General features: G+C 69.0%; 18 protein-coding genes. 12 read left to right on the top strand and 6 right to left on the bottom strand.

Features of this window, described 5'->3' with window-relative positions; all coding sequences use genetic code 11:
• Positions 1-71: 71 nt before the first annotated feature.
• The 6 genes from ABD329_RS04375 to ABD329_RS04350 all read left to right on the top strand — a co-directional run bounded on the left by ABD329_RS04375 (position 72) and on the right by ABD329_RS04350 (position 3,940).
• Positions 72-869: a type III pantothenate kinase gene (locus ABD329_RS04375; RefSeq protein WP_020870373.1), complete on the top strand. Its 798-nt coding sequence runs from the start codon at positions 72-74 to the stop codon at positions 867-869.
• 361 nt (positions 870-1,230) lie between these two features.
• A complete protein-coding gene (locus tag ABD329_RS04370; RefSeq protein ID WP_344315981.1) occupies positions 1,231-2,040 on the top strand; it encodes a hypothetical protein in 810 nt (269 codons plus the stop codon).
• Positions 2,041-2,142: 102 nt separating this feature from the next.
• Complete coding sequence (locus tag ABD329_RS04365; RefSeq protein WP_344315980.1) at positions 2,143-2,328, top strand: hypothetical protein; 186 nt, start codon at positions 2,143-2,145, stop codon at positions 2,326-2,328.
• Between the two features lie 112 nt (positions 2,329-2,440).
• Positions 2,441-2,836: a BlaI/MecI/CopY family transcriptional regulator gene (locus tag ABD329_RS04360; protein ID WP_075200364.1), complete on the top strand. Its 396-nt coding sequence runs from the start codon at positions 2,441-2,443 to the stop codon at positions 2,834-2,836.
• A 22-nt stretch (positions 2,837-2,858) separates the two neighbouring features.
• A complete protein-coding gene (locus ABD329_RS04355) occupies positions 2,859-3,380 on the top strand; it encodes an amino-acid N-acetyltransferase (protein WP_078559538.1) in 522 nt (173 codons plus the stop codon).
• A gap of 221 nt (positions 3,381-3,601) precedes the next feature.
• Positions 3,602-3,940 (top strand): histone-like nucleoid-structuring protein Lsr2, encoded by a 339-nt coding sequence (locus ABD329_RS04350; protein ID WP_037960512.1) that lies wholly within the window; start codon positions 3,602-3,604, stop codon positions 3,938-3,940.
• Between the two features lie 5 nt (positions 3,941-3,945).
• Here ABD329_RS04350 and ABD329_RS04345 read toward each other — a convergent pair whose 3' ends face one another.
• Entirely contained in the window at positions 3,946-4,539 is a 594-nt protein-coding gene (locus tag ABD329_RS04345) for an SCO3374 family protein (RefSeq protein WP_344315979.1), read from the bottom strand.
• A gap of 508 nt (positions 4,540-5,047) precedes the next feature.
• Between ABD329_RS04345 and ABD329_RS04340 the strand changes: the two genes are divergently transcribed.
• A complete protein-coding gene (locus ABD329_RS04340; protein ID WP_137978521.1) occupies positions 5,048-7,573 on the top strand; it encodes an ATP-dependent Clp protease ATP-binding subunit in 2,526 nt (841 codons plus the stop codon).
• Between the two features lie 305 nt (positions 7,574-7,878).
• On the opposite strand, the gene ABD329_RS04335 is transcribed toward ABD329_RS04340, so the two are convergent.
• The 4 genes from ABD329_RS04335 to ABD329_RS04320 form a co-directional block, all read right to left on the bottom strand.
• Positions 7,879-10,350 carry an NACHT domain-containing protein gene (locus ABD329_RS04335; protein ID WP_344315978.1) on the bottom strand — a complete coding sequence of 824 codons (2,472 nt, stop codon included), beginning with the start codon at positions 10,348-10,350 and terminating at the stop codon, positions 7,879-7,881.
• A gap of 444 nt (positions 10,351-10,794) precedes the next feature.
• Positions 10,795-11,058 carry a hypothetical protein gene (locus tag ABD329_RS04330; RefSeq protein WP_198282361.1) on the bottom strand — a complete coding sequence of 88 codons (264 nt, stop codon included), beginning with the start codon at positions 11,056-11,058 and terminating at the stop codon, positions 10,795-10,797.
• Between the two features lie 5 nt (positions 11,059-11,063).
• Entirely contained in the window at positions 11,064-11,954 is an 891-nt protein-coding gene (locus tag ABD329_RS04325; RefSeq protein WP_198282360.1) for a hypothetical protein, read from the bottom strand.
• Between the two features lie 83 nt (positions 11,955-12,037).
• Positions 12,038-12,529 carry an ATP-binding protein gene (locus ABD329_RS04320; RefSeq protein WP_344315977.1) on the bottom strand — a complete coding sequence of 164 codons (492 nt, stop codon included), beginning with the start codon at positions 12,527-12,529 and terminating at the stop codon, positions 12,038-12,040.
• Positions 12,530-12,658: 129 nt separating this feature from the next.
• On the opposite strand from ABD329_RS04320, the gene ABD329_RS04315 reads away from it, so the two are divergent.
• From ABD329_RS04315 to ABD329_RS04305, 3 genes are all read left to right on the top strand, one after another.
• Positions 12,659-13,513, top strand: a complete 855-nt coding sequence (locus tag ABD329_RS04315; RefSeq protein WP_198280895.1) for a helix-turn-helix domain-containing protein — start codon at positions 12,659-12,661, stop codon at positions 13,511-13,513.
• Between the two features lie 12 nt (positions 13,514-13,525).
• Positions 13,526-13,723: a DUF397 domain-containing protein gene (locus tag ABD329_RS04310; protein ID WP_198280896.1), complete on the top strand. Its 198-nt coding sequence runs from the start codon at positions 13,526-13,528 to the stop codon at positions 13,721-13,723.
• Between the two features lie 267 nt (positions 13,724-13,990).
• Entirely contained in the window at positions 13,991-15,166 is a 1,176-nt protein-coding gene (locus ABD329_RS04305) for a macrolide family glycosyltransferase (protein WP_198280897.1), read from the top strand.
• A 52-nt stretch (positions 15,167-15,218) separates the two neighbouring features.
• Here ABD329_RS04305 and ABD329_RS04300 read toward each other — a convergent pair whose 3' ends face one another.
• A complete protein-coding gene (locus ABD329_RS04300; RefSeq protein WP_198280898.1) occupies positions 15,219-17,042 on the bottom strand; it encodes a bifunctional metallophosphatase/5'-nucleotidase in 1,824 nt (607 codons plus the stop codon).
• Positions 17,043-17,229: 187 nt separating this feature from the next.
• Here ABD329_RS04300 and ABD329_RS04295 point away from each other — a divergent pair, with 187 nt between their 5' ends.
• Both ABD329_RS04295 and mshD read left to right on the top strand, forming a co-directional pair.
• Positions 17,230-18,297 (top strand): PDDEXK nuclease domain-containing protein, encoded by a 1,068-nt coding sequence (locus ABD329_RS04295; RefSeq protein WP_198280899.1) that lies wholly within the window; start codon positions 17,230-17,232, stop codon positions 18,295-18,297.
• Between the two features lie 62 nt (positions 18,298-18,359).
• Positions 18,360-19,292, top strand: a complete 933-nt coding sequence (gene mshD, locus ABD329_RS04290; RefSeq protein WP_344315975.1) for a mycothiol synthase — start codon at positions 18,360-18,362, stop codon at positions 19,290-19,292.
• Positions 19,293-19,346: the final 54 nt, after the last annotated feature.

The raw sequence follows: 19,346 nt of genomic DNA, 5'->3' as shown, positions 1-19,346 counted from the left end.
CCGCCCGTCGCCCCACCCACCACCCCGGGGCTCGCCCTCGGCCGTGAGCCCGACCGGAAGCGGTGCCGCCCATGCTGTTGACCATCGACGTCGGGAACACCCACACCGTGCTGGGCCTCTTCGACGGCGACGAGATCGTCGAGCACTGGCGGATCTCCACCGACGCCCGCCGCACCGCCGATGAACTCGCCGTCCTGCTCCAGGGGCTGATGGGCATGCACCCGCTGCTCGGCGAGGAGCTGGGTGACGGGATCGCGGGCATCTCCATCTGCTCCACCGTCCCCTCCGTCCTCCACGAGCTGCGCGAGGTGACCCGGCGCTACTACGGCGATGTGCCGTCCGTCCTGGTCGAGCCGGGCGTGAAGACCGGTGTGCCGATCCTGGTGGACAACCCCAAGGAGGTCGGCGCCGACCGGATCATCAACGCGCTGGCCGCCGTGGAGCTCTACGAGGGCCCGTGCGTGGTGGTCGACTTCGGCACCGCGACGACCTTCGACGCGGTCAGCGCGCGCGGGGAGTACGTGGGCGGGGTGATCGCGCCGGGCATCGAGATCTCGGTCGAGGCGCTGGGCGTACGCGGGGCGCAATTGCGCAAGATCGAGCTGGCCCGCCCGCGCAGCGTGATCGGTAAGAACACGGTGGAGGCCATGCAGTCCGGCATCCTCTACGGCTTCGCCGGCCAGGTGGACGGAATCGTCCGCCGTATGGCGCGCGAGCTCGCCCAGGACCCCGAGGATGTCACCGTGATCGCCACCGGCGGTCTGGCGCCCATGGTGCTAGGAGAATCCTCAGTGATCGATGAGCATGAGCCCTGGTTGACCCTGATCGGCCTCAGACTGGTCTACGAGCGGAACGTCTCGCGCGGCTGAGCACCGGCGATCAGCTCTTCACCTGCTCTTCACCCGGGTGCTCGACCGCATTGACGGCATTACGAAACGAATTCCCGCACTCGGGATTCGTCCTGCGCAACTGATCGCTCTTCGCCAATGGGGCAAGGGGTGGTCAAGGGAAAGACGGCACATCGAATTCCGTATTGACAAGCGGAACGGCCGTCAACCATGTACACCGGCACCCGGATGCGACGGTCCGCCCCCGGGTGCCGGGTCCGGACGGGGCCGCCTCGGCGCGGTCCCGTCCGGCGCTTCCCCCGTATGGCGGCTCGGCGTCCGCAACGCGCCGCACCGTCCTGCGCTCAGCGAAATTTGTCCGCTTAGCACTTAAAGTCGCCCCATGCCCACGCCATATGGATCCCGCGGCGGAATGGCGTTCAGTGCGGATGAGCTGCGTGTGCTCCGACGCGCCCTCGCCATCGCCCTCCAACCCGACCCCGTCACCCCCTCCGCCGGCCCCCTCGGCCCGGACCGGGCGGAGGAGGTCCAGGACTGTCTCCGGCTCGCCGAGGCCGTGGACGAAGCGGTCCGCGAGGGCGGGCGGCTGCGAGCGTTCCTGCTCGACGAGCTGGCCCGCTACCGCGCCGCCCTGCCCGGCGCCGCCGTCGGCTATCTCGAGCAGCTCCAGGGCGCCCTGGCGACCGGTTACGAGCCGCTGGCCGAGGATCTGGCCGCGCTCCGCGCGCTGTGCGGGTCGGCCGCCGGGGGCGGCGAGGCGACGCGCCGGCGCGCGCTGCTGAACCACTGCGAGCGCCTTGCCGAGCGGGGCGTACGCGCCCGGCTCGCGGAGCGCGCCGGTGCCGTCGGCGCCGTTGTGGAGCCGCGTACGCGCCCCGTGGCGCCCCGGCTGCGCGCCCTGCCCGGCGGGGTCTCGGTGGCGTCCGGGACGGCCGAGCAGGGGGCCCGGAGGGGGCCCGGGGTCGTGCTCCAGTCCGACGAGCAGAAGCGTGAGCCCCGTAAGAAGCCCACGCCGCCGGAGCACGGCGATCGCGAGGAGCCGAAGCGGAGGGAGCCGGGCCGCCGGGCGCCGCGCCCGGGGCGTCCGGTGCCCACGCCGGCGGAGGTCTTCCCGCCCAAGCGCCGCCGCCCCTCGCCACCCCCGGAGCAGGACTCGAGGCTCGCGTCCGGGGCCGGGACCCGCTCCGCATGACCCGCCGGCCCGGGACGCCCCGCCCGGGACCGGTGCCCGGCTCCGGGAGGCCACGGCGCGCGGCGTAATCTGGTGGTCTCGAGCAAAAGGAGGCCGAGAGCCATGGATTACGTCTCCGCGCTGATCCCGCCCGTGGTGATGGCCGTGGCCTTCACCGCGCTCATCGTGACGATGGTGAAGAGCCAGGGCGGCGCCAACAAGTCCAAGGAGGACGCCGCGGTGGACGCCGCGCTGGCGGCCAGCGGCGAGGCCGAGCGCCCGGTGCCGGAGCGCGAGACCTCCTCCTGATCGGACCGATCACGCCGGACCACGCCCCGCGGACGCGTCGCGTCCCGGGGCGTGTGGCATTTCCCGTCCAACCCTCCCGACATTCGGGACATCTCCCACTATTATTCTCGGTGTGCCTCGGCCATTGGGAGATCTCGAAGACGCGGTCATGACGCGGGTGTGGAAGTGGAACCGCCCGGTCACGGTCCGGGAAGTCCTGGAAGACCTTCAGCGGGAACGCTCGATCGCCTACACGACGGTCATGACCGTAATGGACAACCTGCATCACAAGGGCTGGCTGCGCCGTGAGGTGGAAGGCCGCGCCTATCGATATGCCGCGGTCTCCACGCGTGCCGCCTACTCGGCCGCACTGATGAACGAAGCGTGGTCGACCAGTGACAACCCAGCGGCCGCACTCGTCGCGTTCTTCGGGATGATGTCCGAAGAGCAGCGCGACGCACTACGGGATGCCATGCGCGTCGCACAACTGGGGGAGCCGGGGGAGAGCCCCGGTGAGTCGGGGCGATGACCCGGGGCGATAGCGTCCGCTCATGTCCTCCCCACTATCAAAAGTAGTCACCGTCCGCCGTGCCCGGACCAGCGATGTTCGGGCAGTGCGCCGTCTCATCGACTCGTACGTGGACGATCGCATCCTGCTCGACAAAGCCACCGTGACGCTTTACGAGGACATCCAGGAGTTCTGGGTCGCCGAGCGCGACGACGACGCTGAGGTCATTGGCTGTGGAGCGCTGCACGTCATGTGGGAAGACCTCGCGGAGGTCCGCACTCTCGCCGTCGATCGGACTCTCAAGGGCACCGGTGTAGGGCATCTGGTGCTTGACAAGCTGCTACAGACCGCACGCTGGCTGGGCGTGCGGCGCATTTTCTGCCTCACCTTCGAAGTCGAGTTCTTCACCAAGCACGGCTTCGTGGAGATCGGCGAGACGCCGGTGGACGGCGATGTCTACAGCGAGCTCCTGCGTTCCTATGACGAGGGCGTCGCCGAGTTCCTGGGTCTCGAACGGGTGAAGCCGAACACCCTTGGCAACAGCCGGATGCTTCTGCAACTGTGATCGCGGGCCCTATGTCCGAATCGCTCCCCTATCACATAGCTCCGGAACATGACCTTCCATGAGCCTTCCCGCTTGGTGGATCGGTCGAACCTTCGCGAGGGGTTTGTGTTTTTCCGGGAAAAGCGGTTTCCTATTCTCCCGTAGTGTAATTACCTGGGGGGTGAGTCATCAGCGGCTAACGCCGCGCCCCCGAGCCCCCCGTTTTCCCTGAAAGGAACCCCATGGCACAGAAGGTTCAGGTCCTTCTTGTCGACGACCTCGACGGCGGCGAGGCGGACGAGACCGTGACGTTCGCTCTGGACGGCAAGAGCTACGAGATCGACCTCACCACCACCAACGCGGACAAGCTCCGTGACGCCCTGGAGCCGTACACCAAGGGCGGCCGGCGCACCGGTGGCCGGGCCTCCGGTGGCCGGGGCAAGGCGCGCGCGGCGGCGGGTGGCGCCGGTCAGGACACCGCGAAGATCCGCGCCTGGGCGAAGGAGAACGGCTACGAGGTCAACGACCGCGGCCGTGTTCCGGCGACCGTCCGTGAGGCGTATGAGAAGGCCAACGGCTGAGCGCGTCACCCTTCCCCGGCTCGCCGCTGCCTGGGCAGTGGCAGGGCGCGCACCAACCGGGCTCGGTGGCACTCCGTGGCCGCCGTGCTCACGAGCCGTACGAGATCGGGGGCGCCCCCATCGCCCCCGAAGCCTGCCCTCGGCAGCGTCGGCTCCACCTCGCCCTTCGCGTCGGGAGGTCGCAGCCATACGGCGGCCTCCTGCGGGCATCGCCCACCGGGCGCCCCGGCGGCCAGGGACGGTGGCCAGGAGCGGGCGGGGCATGGCGCGGTGATCCGGCCTCCGGCGCCGATCGCGCCCAGGTCCAGGGACACTCCGCCCCACTCCAGCCAGTCGAGCAGCCCCGGAAGCTCGTCCGCGCTGCCGACGGCCACCAGGAGCCGCATCCAGGCGCCCTCCACCGCGACCGGACCGGTCCGCGGTACGCGCCGCAGCATCGCGAAACCGGCCACGGCCGGCAGTTCGATGACGTCGAAGGCCACCCCCGTGAGCAATTCGACGGGATCGCTGCCGGCCGTCGGCCAGCCCAGCTCCCGCTCGTACCAGCGAGACCGGGCGGCCGGCGCGGACGGCTCCGCGCCGTGGGCCCTGAGGATCATGCCCAGCAGAACTCCCCGCCCGCCCGCTTGGTTACGCGGGCGGTCGCGTTCGTACGTGATGATCTCCGTACGCGATGACGGTCCGTACCGGCCCGTATGCGTCCCGTACCCATAAGGGGCCCTACAGGGCCGGTGAACGGGCGCAAGGTTGTTCGCCCATAGCGGATGGAACCGGCCTCCACGGCATGGAGTATCTGTGCTTGCGGGTAAGACATCCCTAGTGGGGAGGGGCGGTCCGCGTGTCAGGAGTAAGCGGCGTTCGCCATCGGCGTACTGGCGGTGGGCGTAGATGCCTGGCCTGCGGGAACATCGTCTCGCACCATCGGGTTGAAGCAGTTGTCGGCTGTTCGGGCAGGAGGCCAGTGGCTGTTTGCCCCGTGCGAGCGGGGGTGATCCGGACGGTTGTCGGCAGTTGGAATGAGCTGTCCCGGGTTGCGGGACTAGCATGCGGAAGGACAGGGAGGGGATCGTCCCCGATCTTTCTGACCGCTCTGAGGAGCGATTAACGATGTTCGAGAGGTTCACCGACCGCGCGCGGCGGGTTGTCGTCCTGGCTCAGGAAGAAGCCCGGATGCTCAACCACAACTACATCGGCACCGAACACATCCTCCTGGGCCTGATCCACGAGGGTGAGGGTGTCGCCGCTAAGGCCCTGGAGAGCCTCGGGATTTCGCTCGAGGCGGTCCGCCAGCAGGTGGAGGAGATCATCGGGCAGGGGCAGCAGGCCCCGTCCGGGCACATCCCCTTCACCCCCCGTGCCAAGAAGGTCCTGGAGCTGTCGCTCCGCGAGGCCCTTCAGCTCGGCCACAACTACATCGGTACGGAGCACATCCTGCTCGGCCTGATCCGCGAGGGCGAGGGCGTCGCCGCCCAGGTCCTCGTGAAGCTGGGCGCCGATCTGAACCGGGTGCGGCAGCAGGTCATCCAGCTGCTCTCCGGCTACCAGGGCAAGGAGGCCGCCACCGCCGGCGGCCCGGCGGAGGGCACTCCCTCCACCTCGCTCGTCCTGGACCAGTTCGGCCGCAATCTCACCCAGGCCGCCCGCGAATCCAAGCTCGACCCGGTCATCGGGCGCGAGAAGGAGATCGAGCGGGTCATGCAGGTGCTCTCGCGCCGCACCAAGAACAACCCGGTCCTCATCGGCGAGCCCGGCGTCGGCAAGACGGCGGTCGTCGAGGGCCTTGCCCAGGCCATCGTCAAGGGCGAGGTGCCCGAGACCCTCAAGGACAAGCACCTCTACACCCTGGACCTGGGCGCCCTGGTCGCCGGCTCCCGCTACCGCGGTGACTTCGAGGAGCGCCTGAAGAAGGTGCTCAAGGAGATCCGCACCCGCGGCGACATCATCCTGTTCATCGACGAGCTCCACACCCTGGTGGGTGCGGGTGCCGCCGAGGGCGCGATCGACGCCGCGAGCATCCTGAAGCCGATGCTGGCGCGGGGCGAGCTCCAGACCATCGGCGCGACCACGCTCGACGAGTACCGCAAGTACCTGGAGAAGGACGCGGCCCTGGAGCGCCGCTTCCAGCCCATCCAGGTCGCCGAGCCGTCGCTGCCGCACACCATCGAGATCCTCAAGGGTCTGCGGGACCGCTACGAGGCGCACCACCGCGTCTCGATCACGGACTCGGCCCTGGTCGCGGCCGCCACCCTGGCCGACCGCTACATCTCGGACCGCTTCCTGCCGGACAAGGCGATCGACCTGATCGACGAGGCCGGTTCCCGGATGCGGATCCGCCGGATGACCGCACCGCCGGACCTGCGCGAATTCGACGAGAAGATCGCCGATGTGCGCCGGGAGAAGGAGTCCGCGATCGACTCGCAGGACTTCGAGATGGCCGCGGGCCTGCGCGACAAGGAGAAGCAGCTCCTGGCCGCCAAGGCGAAGCGGGAGAAGGAGTGGAAGGCCGGCGACATGGACGTCGTCGCCGAGGTCGACGAGGAGCTGATCGCCGAGGTCCTGGCCACGGCCACCGGCATCCCGGTCTTCAAGCTCACCGAGGAGGAGTCCTCCCGGCTGCTGCGCATGGAGGACGAGCTGCACAAGCGCGTCATCGGCCAGAAGGACGCCATCAAGGCGCTCTCCCAGGCCATCCGGCGTACGCGTGCGGGCCTCAAGGACCCCAAGCGCCCCGGTGGCTCGTTCATCTTCGCGGGCCCGTCCGGCGTCGGTAAGACCGAGCTCAGCAAGACCCTCGCCGAGTTCCTCTTCGGCGACGAGGACGCGATGATCTCGCTCGACATGTCGGAGTTCAGCGAGAAGCACACCGTCTCGCGGCTCTTCGGCTCCCCGCCCGGATACGTGGGCTACGAGGAGGGCGGCCAGCTCACCGAGAAGGTGCGCCGCAAGCCGTTCTCCGTGGTCCTCTTCGACGAGGTCGAGAAGGCCCACCCGGACATCTTCAACTCGCTGCTCCAGATCCTGGAGGACGGTCGGCTGACCGACTCCCAGGGCCGGGTCGTGGACTTCAAGAACACGGTGATCATCATGACCACCAACCTCGGCACCCGGGACATCTCCAAGGGCTTCAACCTGGGCTTCGCCGCCCAGGGCGATGTGAAGACCGGCTACGAGCGGATGAAGGCCAAGGTCAACGAGGAGCTGAAGCAGCACTTCCGCCCCGAGTTCCTGAACCGTGTCGATGACACCGTGGTCTTCCACCAGCTCACCGAGGACGACATCATCCAGATCGTCGACCTCATGATCGCCAAGGTGGACGAGCGGCTCAAGGACCGCGACATGGGCATCGAGCTCAGCGGTGACGCCAAGAAGCTGCTGGCCAAGCGGGGCTACGACCCGGTCCTGGGCGCCCGGCCGCTGCGCCGGACGATCCAGCGCGAGGTCGAGGACGTGCTCTCGGAGAAGATCCTCTTCGGCGAGCTGCGTCCGGGCCACATCGTGGTCGTGGACACCGAGGGCGAGGGTGAGGAGAAGAAGTTCACCTTCCGCGGCGAGGAGAAGTCGGCGCTGCCGGACACCCCGCCGATCGAGTCCGCCGCCGGTGGCGCGGGCCCGAACCTCAGCAAGGAGGCGTGACGCGCAGCCGTCCGTCGCCTCGGGGCCGCCCCGGACCGTTTCCCGGTCCGGGGCGGCCCCCTTTTGCGTGGGTGCGGCTTGCTTGTGCGGGGTGCGGCTTGTGCGGTTGCGGCTTGTGCGGGAGTCGTTTTGTGCGGGCCGTTTTGTGCCAGCCGCTTGTGCGAGCCGCTTGTGCCAGCCGCTTGTGCCAGTCGCTTGTGCGAGCCGTTTTGTGCGGGTGCCGCGCAGGCGCGCCCTGAGGGGTCCTGTGACGCCCCGGGAGGCCGGGCAGGTCCAACCCCCTCCGGGACGCCCCTCGACGCCTCTCAGGCGCCCGCCACGATGACCTGGACGCCCTCAGGGACGCCGGTCACCTCCGCGTTGCGGTGGCTCAGCCGCAGGATCTCCAGTCGCGGGAAGACCGCCAGCCAGCTCAGGTCCAGGTCCGCGCCCAGGTCGTAGGCGAGCCACAGCTCGGTCAGCCGCTCGGCCACCAGGCCCTCGGCCAGCTGCTCCGGGGTGAACGCCCCGGCTATCTGGACGCAGGGGCGGCCGCCCAGCCGGCGCAGCGCCCGCAGCTCCTCCGGGTCCGACACCGGAAAGTCGAGTTCCCGCTCATCGAGATGGGCGATGATTTCCTCGGCGTAACGGTCGGTGTCATATCGCCGCCAGGCGCCCGCGAGCTGCGCCCGTACCGCCCAGGAGGCGCGGTCCCGCAGCCGGACCAGATAGTCGATCGCGCGGTCGTCGGCTATCGAGGTGGCGGTGACGGCCAGCCGGTGGGCTTCCTCATCGGATACCCCGCTGGGATCGGGCAGCATTTCCAGCACGATAGGCCCGATCCAGCCCAGCGCCCGGGCCCCTTCCAGCGAGGTCGGGCGTACCAGATCACGGGTATAGCGATGCACCCGGGAACGCACCTCGGGGTCCAGCTCCGTAGCGTGTTCCAGACATGCGGCCGCCAGGAGTTTGCGATGGCGAGCATGGACCGGGCGGGCGTCTTTACGGGCCGCCAGCAGCCCCTCCAGGAGGTAGGCGCATTCATCGGGACGGGCGAGGGCGACGGACATTCTGATCACTTCTTCCCAGTCGTCCAGGTGTGCGTGGTCGATCAGGAAGTCAAAATCGTGCCGTTCGACGACCGCTCTCGCGCTGAGATAGTCCTGGAACGTTCGGTGCACGAAATCGACCGAACCGGGTGTGGGCTCGCGCAATAGACCGGTCCGGTTGAGCAGATGGCGGTAGATCTCCTCCGGCCCGCCCTGCCGCGCCGCGTGCGGAATGGCCGGGATGTACCGGCCGAGCGTCTCGAGGGCGGTGGCCCGGTCCATTTCGGACCGGCCGTTGACGAGCATCCGGTGCGCCAGCTTCTGGAGCAGCTGGATCTTCGGTTCCTGGGGGAGGTCGATTCCATCCGGCGGCAGCATGGCGCGCTCGCGGTCGCGCCGCTCCAGGAGCATGGAAAGGGCCGCGTCATAGAGGGCTTTCCGGCCGCGCGGCAGATAGCCGCGGCGGTCCCGGTGCAGTGCGCACAGCAGACCGCACATCAGTGGATTGGTGGCCAGCCGCCCGAGGTCCCGGGTAATCCTTACGGCGTCCAGCAGCGTTTCCTCGTAACCGCTGAGCCGGTCCAGATCGATCGGGTCGGTGATGTCCTGGCGGGCCGCCGCATGCCAGCGCCGGATGAACGCGGTGACGCCCTCGCGGCTGAGCGGGGAGAGTTTCAGCTCGGTGAAGCGCTCGGAGGCGAGCCAGTTCTCCCGTACGGCCGAGGGGCGGGAGGTGACCAGCCAGACATTTCCCGGATAGCGGGTGGGGAGTTCGCGGAGCGCTTCGCGGAGCCGTTCGCGCTCGTCCTCCGGCGCCTCGTCCACGCCGTCCACGAGCAGCAGCCCGCGCCCGCGCGACAGCACCCGTTCGGCCCAGCCGGGCGGCTGTGCGGCGGCGTGCGGATAGCGGACGGCGGAGAGGAAGGCGTCCGGCTCCGGGAAGCCGTCGCGGCGGAACCGGCGCACGGGGAGCACGAACGGCACCCGTCCGCGCAGCCCCTCCAGCGGGGCCGGGAGGTCGCCGCGCGCCACGGAGACCGCGAGCCGCTGCACCAGCGTGGTCTTGCCCGACCCCGCCACGCCCCACAGCAGCACCCGGGTGCGTCCGGCGAGGGCCTGCTCGGCGGGGGCGCTGGGGCCGCTCCCGTCGGTCTCGGTCTCCAGGCTGAGATAGGCGGCGTCCAGTGGCCAGCTGTCGGGGGAGTGGGTCAGATCGATGCCGTAGATGGTGAGGTGGTCGTGGGCGGCGATGATGTCCTGGGCGTAGCGCTCCTCGAACGCGGCGTCCTCGGCGGCCGCGACGAAGGGGGAGCGGGTGGTGAGGAAGCGCAGGATGTGCGCGCAGACGGCCTTGCGCAGCGAGGCGTGCGTATGGGCGTCCGCCGGGTTGAGTTCCTCGTCGGCGTCGGGGGCGGCGATGGCGAGGTGGCGGGCGAAGGCTTCGTGGCCGAGGCGGACGGCCCGTAGGTCGTCCAGGTCGACGGTGCCGAGGGAGTGGAGGGTGCGGGCGAGCGCGTCGGTGAGCGCGGGGCGCGTTGCCTGATCGGCGGTCTCTTCGGCGATTTCTCCGGTGATCTCTTCGCTGAGTTCTTCGGCGAGCGCGGAGGCGATCCGGGGCAGGTCCCGTTCGGTGAGCGTGCGGTGGTCGCCCTGGAAGGCGACGAGGGAGGCGATGCGGACGGGCCGGTCCACCGGCCCGTCGGCGACGAAGAGTTCCTGGACCAGTGTGGCTATGGCTGCGGGATCCATGAGGCCCCGTCCCCCCGGTGACTGTTGTTCGCCGTTCAGAAGCCACCAGGGTAGGCACGGTCGGTGCCGGATGGGTGGGGGTTCGGCGTGGGTTCCGGGGGCGGCCGGTGGCACGGGGCGGGTGCGCGGTGCGGTGGGCGGTGGTCGCTGGGGTGCGCGGTGGGGCGCGCGGTCGGTTGGGTGGTGGGTGGCGGGTACGCGGTGGTTGCTGGGGTGCGCCTGCTGTTCGTGGTGGGTGGCGGGGGCGGGGCCTCCGGGGCGGCGCCCTGGACCGTATATTTACGGCGCCGTTGGCCGGGAGCGTTGTGTTGGTCGGGGATTGGCGCCACAAATACACGTAAGAGTCCAGGGCACCACCCCTCCGACCCCACCCCCTCCCGCCGCGTCGGCGGCCGCCGGCCGGTGGCACCGGCCCCTGGCTCGGTCCCGGCCCCGCCCGGTGATCTACCAGCCCGGCTCTTCCTCCGCGAAGAGCTCATCGGCGGTGGACACGGTGAAGGCGCGGTCGAACCAGCGGTCCAGGGCGTCGAGGTCGGTGCAGTGGGTGATGCGGTCGCGGGTCTCGGGCGGGGAGGCGATCCCTCGCTTCTCCAGAACGCGGAGCACGCCCTGTACCCGCGAATGGCGTTCGCCCTCCGCTTTGCCTTTGAGGAAGGTCTCCTCGATGAGGGTCCCCCGACCGGGGAAGTAGCTACCCACTACGGCCATGGTCGTCAGTCGTCCTCAGCGAAGAGTTCTTCTGTCTGGGAGACGGTGACGGCGCGGTCGAGCCAACGGCCGAGGGCGTCCAGGTCGGTGCAGGCGGTGATGCGGTCGTGTGCTTCGGCCGGGATGGCGACTCCCCTCTTCTCCAGGACGCGCAGCACCGCCAGCGCACGCTCCTCGGTCTGTCCCTCTGCCTTGCCCTTCAGGAAGGTCTCCTCGATGAGGGTGCCACGGCCGGGGAAGTAGGTACCCACGCTCATCTCGTTCCTCCAAGTGTCTTTGGCCGGGAAGCCCTCCAGGCCGATCTCCAGCAATTCCGAGTAGTAGCTGACGGACTCCGGGTCGGCCGTTCCCATGGCGCGAGCCAGCGCCTTCAGTATGGCCGGGGCGTCCCGGTGGCTGCCATGTGTCAGGGCCGAGAAGGTCGCCAGGGTCAGGTCCTGGGCGGCCTCCTCGGGGTCCAGGATCACCGGGACGTTCCCGGGGCCTAGGACCAGTGGGTGTACGGACAGTGCCGTCCAGTCGCCCAGGCCGAGCCGGAAGGGCCCCGCCGCCCAGTCGGCGGTTGACTTGTCCTGGCAGACCACCAGGAGAAGCGCCGGGCGCTTGTGCTTCGCCTTGAGGAACGCCAGGTAGTAGGCCCAGCTGACGGCCTTGTCCGGGTCGGGGCGTCCCTGAGCCTCGATGGCCAGGAGGAAGCCGCCGCCGTCAGGCGGATCGACGCGCAACACGCTGTCCACGCGCCGCTCCAACGGGCGGATCTCCGTGGCGTCGGGGGTGAGCACCTCGACGGCTGCTTCCTTCGGCAGCGGGACGTCCAATATGCGGAATACCGGCGCGAGTAACTCCGGTCGTTCTTGAAAGATGCGATGTGCGGCCTCGTGCCGCGAACTGACCATGTATGTGAACGTAGGGTCATCGGAGCATGTGCACGGGGCAAATGACCGGTGATCACCCGATTGGGGGAAAGGTCCGTGCGAGGTCAGGCGGCGATCTCGTATGCGTGCTGCTGCGGGGTGAGCTCGAACCAGAGCAGCTTGCCGCTGATGCCGAAGAGGTCGTCGGCGAGGGGGTAGCCGCCCCAGTTGTCGGCGCACAGCCGGACGATGAGCAGGCCGCGCCCCGAGGTCGCGTCCAGGTTGGCGGCGGCCTCGGTGAGGGCCGTGAAGCGGTCGAGGGGGCTGGGCGGGGCGTCGAAGGGTGCGGGGATGGTGGGGTTGGTGTCCCAGATGCTGACGCGGAGGCGGTTCTCGCAGAGGTGGCGGATGCGGAGTTGGGCCGGGCCGTCGGAGTGGCGGACGGCGTTGGTGACCAGCTCGCAGGTGAGGAGTTCCGCAGTGTCGGTCAGCTCGGCCATGCCGTGGGAGGAGAGGACCGCCCGGAGGGTGGCGCGTGAGATGCGTGCGGCCCGTGGGTCGTTGGGCAGGCGGAGGGAGTACGTCCAGGGGTCGGAGGACGGCGGTACGTTGGCCATGGAGACTCCCTCGGTCGGGTGGAGTTGGGTGGCTTGGGCCACACCGTATGGCAGTCGGTGGTAGACCTGCTACGAAATCAGCAGCAAGGCTGCTAAATGACTTCGTGTGGGTGACATAGGGAGATCCGGATGCCGCCGAGCAACACCCCGACCCTGACCCAGCGACGCCTGGGGACAGAGCTGCGCAAGCTCCGGGAACGCGCGGGCTTGTCATCAACCGCTGCCGCCGCGCGGCACGGGATCATTCAGGCTCGTCTGAGCAGTATCGAGGCCGGTCGATATCCGGTGAGCGCGGATCGTGTGCGGCTCTTCGCACGCAACTACAGCTGCGCGGAGGACGATCTGGTGGACGCGATGGCGGAGATGACAGGCGGGCGCACACGAGGCTGGTGGGACGAGTATCGGGAACACCTTCCGGCCAGTTTCGCCGATCTGGCGGAGCTGGAGCAGCATGCCCGGGAGATCCGCGTCGCGGTGGTCATCCATATCCCCGCGCTGTTGCAGACCGTCGATCACGCCCGGGCAGTGTTGCGGGAAGCGGCTCCGCCGTTGAGGGCTTACGAGGTGGAGCACCGGCTGTCTTACCGGATGAAGCGCCAGGCGATTCTCCATGAGGGCAGACCGGTGTCGTACACCGCGATCATCCACGAGGCCGCCCTGCGGATGGAGTTCGGTGGGGTGCGCACGGTGCGCGCACAGCTCGAACACGTCATCGCGATGGGCGAGCTGGACAACATCAACGTCCGGGTAATCCCGTTCAGTGGCGGCGGAACCTTCCCTGGGACAGGGCAATCGTTCGATTATGTGTCTGGCGCCGTGCCACAGCTTGACACGGTGCAGCTCGACTCAGCTCACGGGTGTCAGTTCATCGACGCGGTGGCTGAGTTGGCCAAGTACCGAGCCCTCTTCGAACGGATGGAGGCGACCGCCCTCAAGCCGGCTCAGTCGCGGGACTTCATCCACGGCATCATGCGCAGCATGTGAAAGGTGAGAAACGTGCCCACGTATCTGTGGCGTAAGTCCTCCTACAGCGCGGACGCATCCAACTGCGTGAACGTCGCCGCCGACGGCAATGGCATAGCGCTGCGCGAGAGCGACGCCCCCGACGTCATCCTGACCACCACACCCGCCGTCCTGCGCGCCTTCATACGTGGGGCCAAGGCCGGGGACTTCGACCGCGTCCAGGAAAGTTAGGCGCGACGGCCCGTCGGGAGAGGGAGGGAGAACAGACGGCCCGTCGCGTTCGCGACCCTAGGGTCCGGCGCTGAGCGGGCACTTACCGCTTGCTGAGGCCGGAAAATCGAGAGGCGGACTGATCGCCGACCGGGGTACCGTTCCCGCATGGACTCGTTTCTTCAGATCTACGGCTGACACGCCGTTCCGCCCGGCGCACCGGTGACATCGCCGCTGCGCCGGGCCGTCGTGTCCATCTCGCCGTAGACCTGAAACGAGTGATCCCCTATGTCCCGTCGCCGTGCCCATATCGCCATGGTCGGCATCCCCGCCATCAGCCACACCCTCCCCAGCCTCGAGATCATCCGTGAACTCGTGGCGCGCGGGCACCGGGTGACCTACGCCAACGATCCCTACATGGCGGACGCCATCGCGCCGACCGGCGCCGAGTTCGTGCCGTTCGAGTCCACCCTGCCGGTCGTCGACAACGACTGGCCGGAGGACCCGATCGCCGCGATGACCCTGTTCCTGGACGACGCCATCCACGTCCTGCCCCAACTGCGCGCCGTGTACGACCGCGACCCGGCCGATCTGTATCTGTACGACATCGGCGCGTACCCCGCGCGGGTGCTCGCCGAGACACAGGGGCGCCCGCTGGTTCAGCTGTCGCCGACGATCGTGGCCTGGGAGGGCTACCACGACGAGTTCGGGGGGCAGATCATGAGCCTTCCCGGGGCGGACGCGTATCAGGAGAAGTTCGGGGCGTGGCTGGTGGAGTCCGGCGCCACCACCACGGACCCGAACGCCTTCTCGGGGCTGCCGCCGCGCTGTGTCGCGCTCATTCCCCGTGCGATGCAGCCGAACGCCGACCGGGTGAACACCGAGGTGGTGACGTTCGTCGGACCGTGTCTGGGGGACCGTGCCGACCAGGGCGGCTGGGAGCGCCCCGCAGGTGCGGAGAAGGTGCTGCTGGTCTCGCTGGGCTCGGCGTACACCCGGCAGGCCGACTTCTACCGTGAGTGCGTCGCGGCCTTCGGGGATCTGCCCGGGTGGCATGTGGTGCTCCAGATCGGCAAGTACGTCGATCCGGGTGAGCTGGGGGAGATCCCGGCGAACATCGAGGTCCACAACTGGGTGCCGCAGCTGGCGATCCTGGAGCGGGCGGACGCGTTCATTACCCACGCGGGGATGGGCGGCAGCAACGAGGGGCTGTACACCGGCTGTCCGATGATCGCCGTCCCGCAGGGCGCCGAACAGGCCATGAACGCCGACCGGCTCGTCGAACTGGGCGTGGCCCGCCGCCTTGAGACGGCGGATGCCACCGCCGGTGTGCTGCGTGCCGCCTTGCTCGAACTCACCACGGATCCGGAGGTCGCGCGCACCTCGGCGCGGCTTCGGGACGAGGTGCGGGCCGAGGGCGGCAGCGTGCGGGCGGCCGATCTGATCGAGGACGCGCTGCGCTGACACGACGATGGCCCGGCCGCCACAAGCGGCCGGGCCATCGGCGTACACCGGGTTACTTCACGATCGTGATGCGGTCCGCCTTCGGCGGGTCCAGGGGCGAGGACTGCGACGAGTGCGCGCCCAGGTAGGCCGTGAACGCGTCCAGGTCGGAGGCGCCGACGAGCTTGTTCTTGCCCTCCTTGAAGGCGGGGAAGCCGTCGCCGCCGCCCGCGATGAACTCGTTCAGTGCGACGCGGTAGGTCTTGGCGGGGTCGATCGCCGCACCGTTCAGCTTCACCGAGTCCGTGACGATCCGGTCCTTGCCGGACTTGGTCAGGTCCAGGGTGTAGGTGAGGCCCTTGGAGACCTGGAGGATCCGCGGGGACGCCTCGTTGGCGCCGCTGACCTGCTGCTGGAGCGCGGTGATGAGCTGGGAGCCGGTCAGGTCGATCACGTTCATCATGTTGGTGAACGGCTGGACCGTGAACGCCTCGCCGTAGGTCACCACCCCGTCCCCCTCGCTGCCCGACGCCTTGTAGGCGAGGTCGGAGCGGATGCCGCCGGGGTTCATGAAGGCGATCTGGGCGCCGCCCTTGTCGGACGGGGAGAGCGCTTCGAGCTGGGCGTCGGCGATGGTGTCGCCGAGGGGGGTCTCGTAGGCGGTGGAGCCGCGACCGTTGATGTCGGCGGAGATGTAGCCGACCGGCTTGTTGGCGATCGGGGCGGCCAGCTTGTTCCAGCGCCCGATGAGCGAGGTCATGTCGGGGGCCTTGGGCTGCTCGCGGTCCACGACGTGGTTCGCCGCGTGGGCGCCCTTCACGCTCGTCCGCACGATGTCGCCGGTGCGGCGGTCGTAGGTGAGCGTGGTGTCGGTGTAGAGACGGCCGAAGGAGGCCGCTGAGGTCACCGTGCGCGGGGTGCCGGACGGGTCCGGGACGGTGCAGGTGTACGCCTGGTGGGTGTGGCCGGTGACCAGGGCGTCCACCTTGGGCGTGATGTTCTTGGCGATGTCGACGATGGGGCCGGAGATGCCCTTGCCCGCACCGCCGTTGTCGCAGTCGTAGTTGTACGAGGGGGAGGCGGGCAGCCCGCCCTCGTGGATGAGCGCGACGATCGACTTCACGCCCTTGCGCTGGAGTTCCTTGGCGTACTTGTTGATCGTCTCGACCTCGTCGTGGAACTTCAGGCCCTTGACGCCCTCGGCGGTGACGATGTCCGGGGTGCTCTCGAGGGTGACCCCGATGAAGCCGATCTTCACGCCCTTGTGCTTCCACACCGTGTAGGGCTTGAGGATGGGCTTGCCGGTCTTCTCGTCGGTGACGTTCGCGGCGAGGTAGGGGAAGTCGGCGCCCGGGAAGGTCTTGCCCTTCTCGTAGCAGCCCTCCTTGGGGTGGCAGCCGCCGTTCTGCATCCGGCTCAGCTCGGCGCGACCCTCGTCGAACTCGTGGTTGCCGACCGAGGTGACGTCGAGGTCCAGCTTGTTGAGCGCCTCGATGGTCGGCTCGTCGTGGAAGAGCCCGGACATCAGCGGGCTGGCCCCGATCATGTCGCCGCCGGCGGCGGTGACCGAGTACTCGTGGCCCTTACGGGCGTTACGGAGGGAGGTGGCGAGGTATTCGGCGCCACCCGCCGGGACGGTCTTGGTGGTGCCGTCCGCCTGGGTCTCGGTGACGGTGCCCGAGGAGCCCTGCGGGGGCTCCAGGTTTCCGTGCAGATCGTTGAAGGACAGCAGCTGCACGTCTACGGTGCGCCCGGGCCGGTGCTTGTCCGGGGCGGCGGCGCCGGTGTCCGCACCCGCCGGGCTCACGGCGGTCAGCACCCCGGCCGCGGCGGCCAGCACCGCGACTCCCGTGGCCAACCGGCGTCCCGCCCCGCGCCGTTGAGGTCTCGCTGGCATGTCGTCCCCTTGTGTGCCCCGTGATGGATGGTGGAGCGCAGCTTACGGTCAACGCGCGTAGCGGGGCAGGGGGGTGAGGTGAAGAGCTGGTGGCCGGTGGTCAACGGTGTGGGCCGACTTCGCCCGTTCGGCGGAAAAGTCCTGATGGTGGGTTTGGGTGGTGGTTCGTTATGTGAGCGTGCGGATCATGCAGAACGAACTCGCGAAGCAGACGCCCATCCCCGCGCAGGGGTCCGAGCTTCCGTCGGGCTTCTTCGAACTGGTCGATGACCTCAAGGCGATCGTCACGCAGGCGAGCGTGCGTGCTCAGCTCAAGGTCAACACCGAGATGATCAAGATGTACTGGCAGATCGGCCGGACGATCCTCGACCGGACGGAGCGGGAGAGGTGGGGATCAAAGGTCCTTGAGCGGGTGGCGACGGAGCTGCGTACGGCCTTCCCGAATCAACGCGGATTCTCGCGCAGCAACCTGAAGTACATGCAGCAGATGGCGAGGCTGTGGCCGGAGTCAATTGGCCAACAAGCTGTTGGCCAATTGCCCTGGGGACACATCACGGTCCTCATGGCGCGCTGCAAGACTCGCCCTGAGCTGGACTTCTACGCCCAGCAGGCCGTGCAGCAAGGCTGGTCCCGCGTCATGCTCGACCACTGGATCGACGCCCAGTTGCACCTCACCCAGGGCGCCGCGCTCAACAACTTCCACGCCACGGTCCCGGAGGACTCCGATGCCGTCAATGAGGTGGTCAAGGATCCCTACCGAGTCGACTTCACTCGGCTCTCCGGCAAGGTGGCGGAGCGCGACCTCGAAGACGCGCTGGTACAGCAGCTTGTTCGGTTCCTCACGGAGCTCGGGGTCGGCTTCGCCTTCGTCGGACGCCAGTACCCCATCAAGGTCGGGGACGAGGAGTTCCGTATCGACCTGCTCTTCTACCACCTCAAGCTGCACCGTTACGTCGTCATCGAGCTGAAGACCGACAAGGCCCGCCCTGCCCACCTGGGCCAGCTCGGCTTCTACGTCACCGTCGTCGACGACCTGGTCCGGGACAAGGAGCGCGACGATCCGACCCTCGGGATCCTCATCGCCAAGAGCCGCGACAAGGGGACGATCGAGTACGCCCTGCGGAGCAACAACGCACCGCTCGCCGTGAGCACGTATGCCGCGCTGCCGCCCCATGTGCGGGAGCTGATGCCCAGCGCCGAGGACCTCTCGCGTATCGCCGACGACGTCCTTGACGGAGGTGGGGCAGCCGGGTGACTCGCCGGTAATAAATTGTGCAGCAGCTTGCTGGACAATTGGGCCGCCGTAGGCTCGGCCCCATGAATGACGTGGTGAACGAGACATCCGGCGCCCGGCGGCTCGATGTGCTGGAGGAGTTGACGTCGGCCGAGGTGGAGGACGTGCTGCGGCTGGTCGCGGAGGCCGCGCGGGCCGATGGGCAGCAGGCGGTATCCGAGCAGGGGCGGCTCCAGCTGCGGGGGCGGCGGGAGGGGGTGCGGCATCTGGTGTTGCGGGAGCCGAGCGGGGAGCTGGTGGGGTACGCGCAGTTGGAGGACACCGACCCGGTGGAGGCGCCGGCGGCCGAGCTGGTCGTGCATCCGGGGCACCGTGGGCAGGGGCACGGCCGGGCGCTGGGGGTGACGCTGCTGAGGGAGTCGGGGAAGCGGCTGCGGATCTGGGCGCACGGAGGGCATGCCTCGGCGCGCCATCTCGCGCAGGTGCTGGGGCTGACGCTGTTCCGGGAGCTGCGGCAGATGCGGCGGCCGCTGGGGTCGCTCGCGGAGCTGGGCCTGCCGGAGCCCGCCTTCCCGGAGGGGGTGACCGTACGGACCTTCCGGCCGGGTGCGGACGACGCCGCGTGGCTGGCGGCGAACTCGGCGGCCTTCGCCCACCACCCCGAGCAGGGTGCGCTCACCCAGCGTGACCTGGACGACCGCAAGGGTGAGCCGTGGTTCGACCCGGAGGGGTTCTTCCTGGCCGAGCGGGGCGGGGAGATCGTCGGGTTCCACTGGACGAAGGTGCATGCCGAGGAGCGGCTGGGGGAGGTGTACGTCGTGGGGGTGCGGCCGGACGCGCAGGGCGGCGGCCTCGGCAGGGCGCTGACCTCGATCGGGCTGCGGCATCTGGCGGCTCAGGGGCTGCCGACCGCGATGCTCTATGTGGACGCCGACAACTTCGCCGCGGTCGCGGTCTACGAGCGGCTCGGCTTCGTCACCCATGAGACGGATCTGATGTACCGGACGGAGACCTGAGCGAAAACGGGGACCTGAGGGAGGCCTGAGCGGGACCTGGGTGAGGGGGGCGCG

Source organism: Streptomyces javensis, assembly GCF_039525925.1.
Lineage (GTDB): Bacteria > Actinomycetota > Actinomycetes > Streptomycetales > Streptomycetaceae > Streptomyces > Streptomyces asiaticus.
The sequence above is the reverse complement of the archived record's forward strand: the minus strand, read 5'-3'. Positions and strand labels throughout refer to the sequence as shown.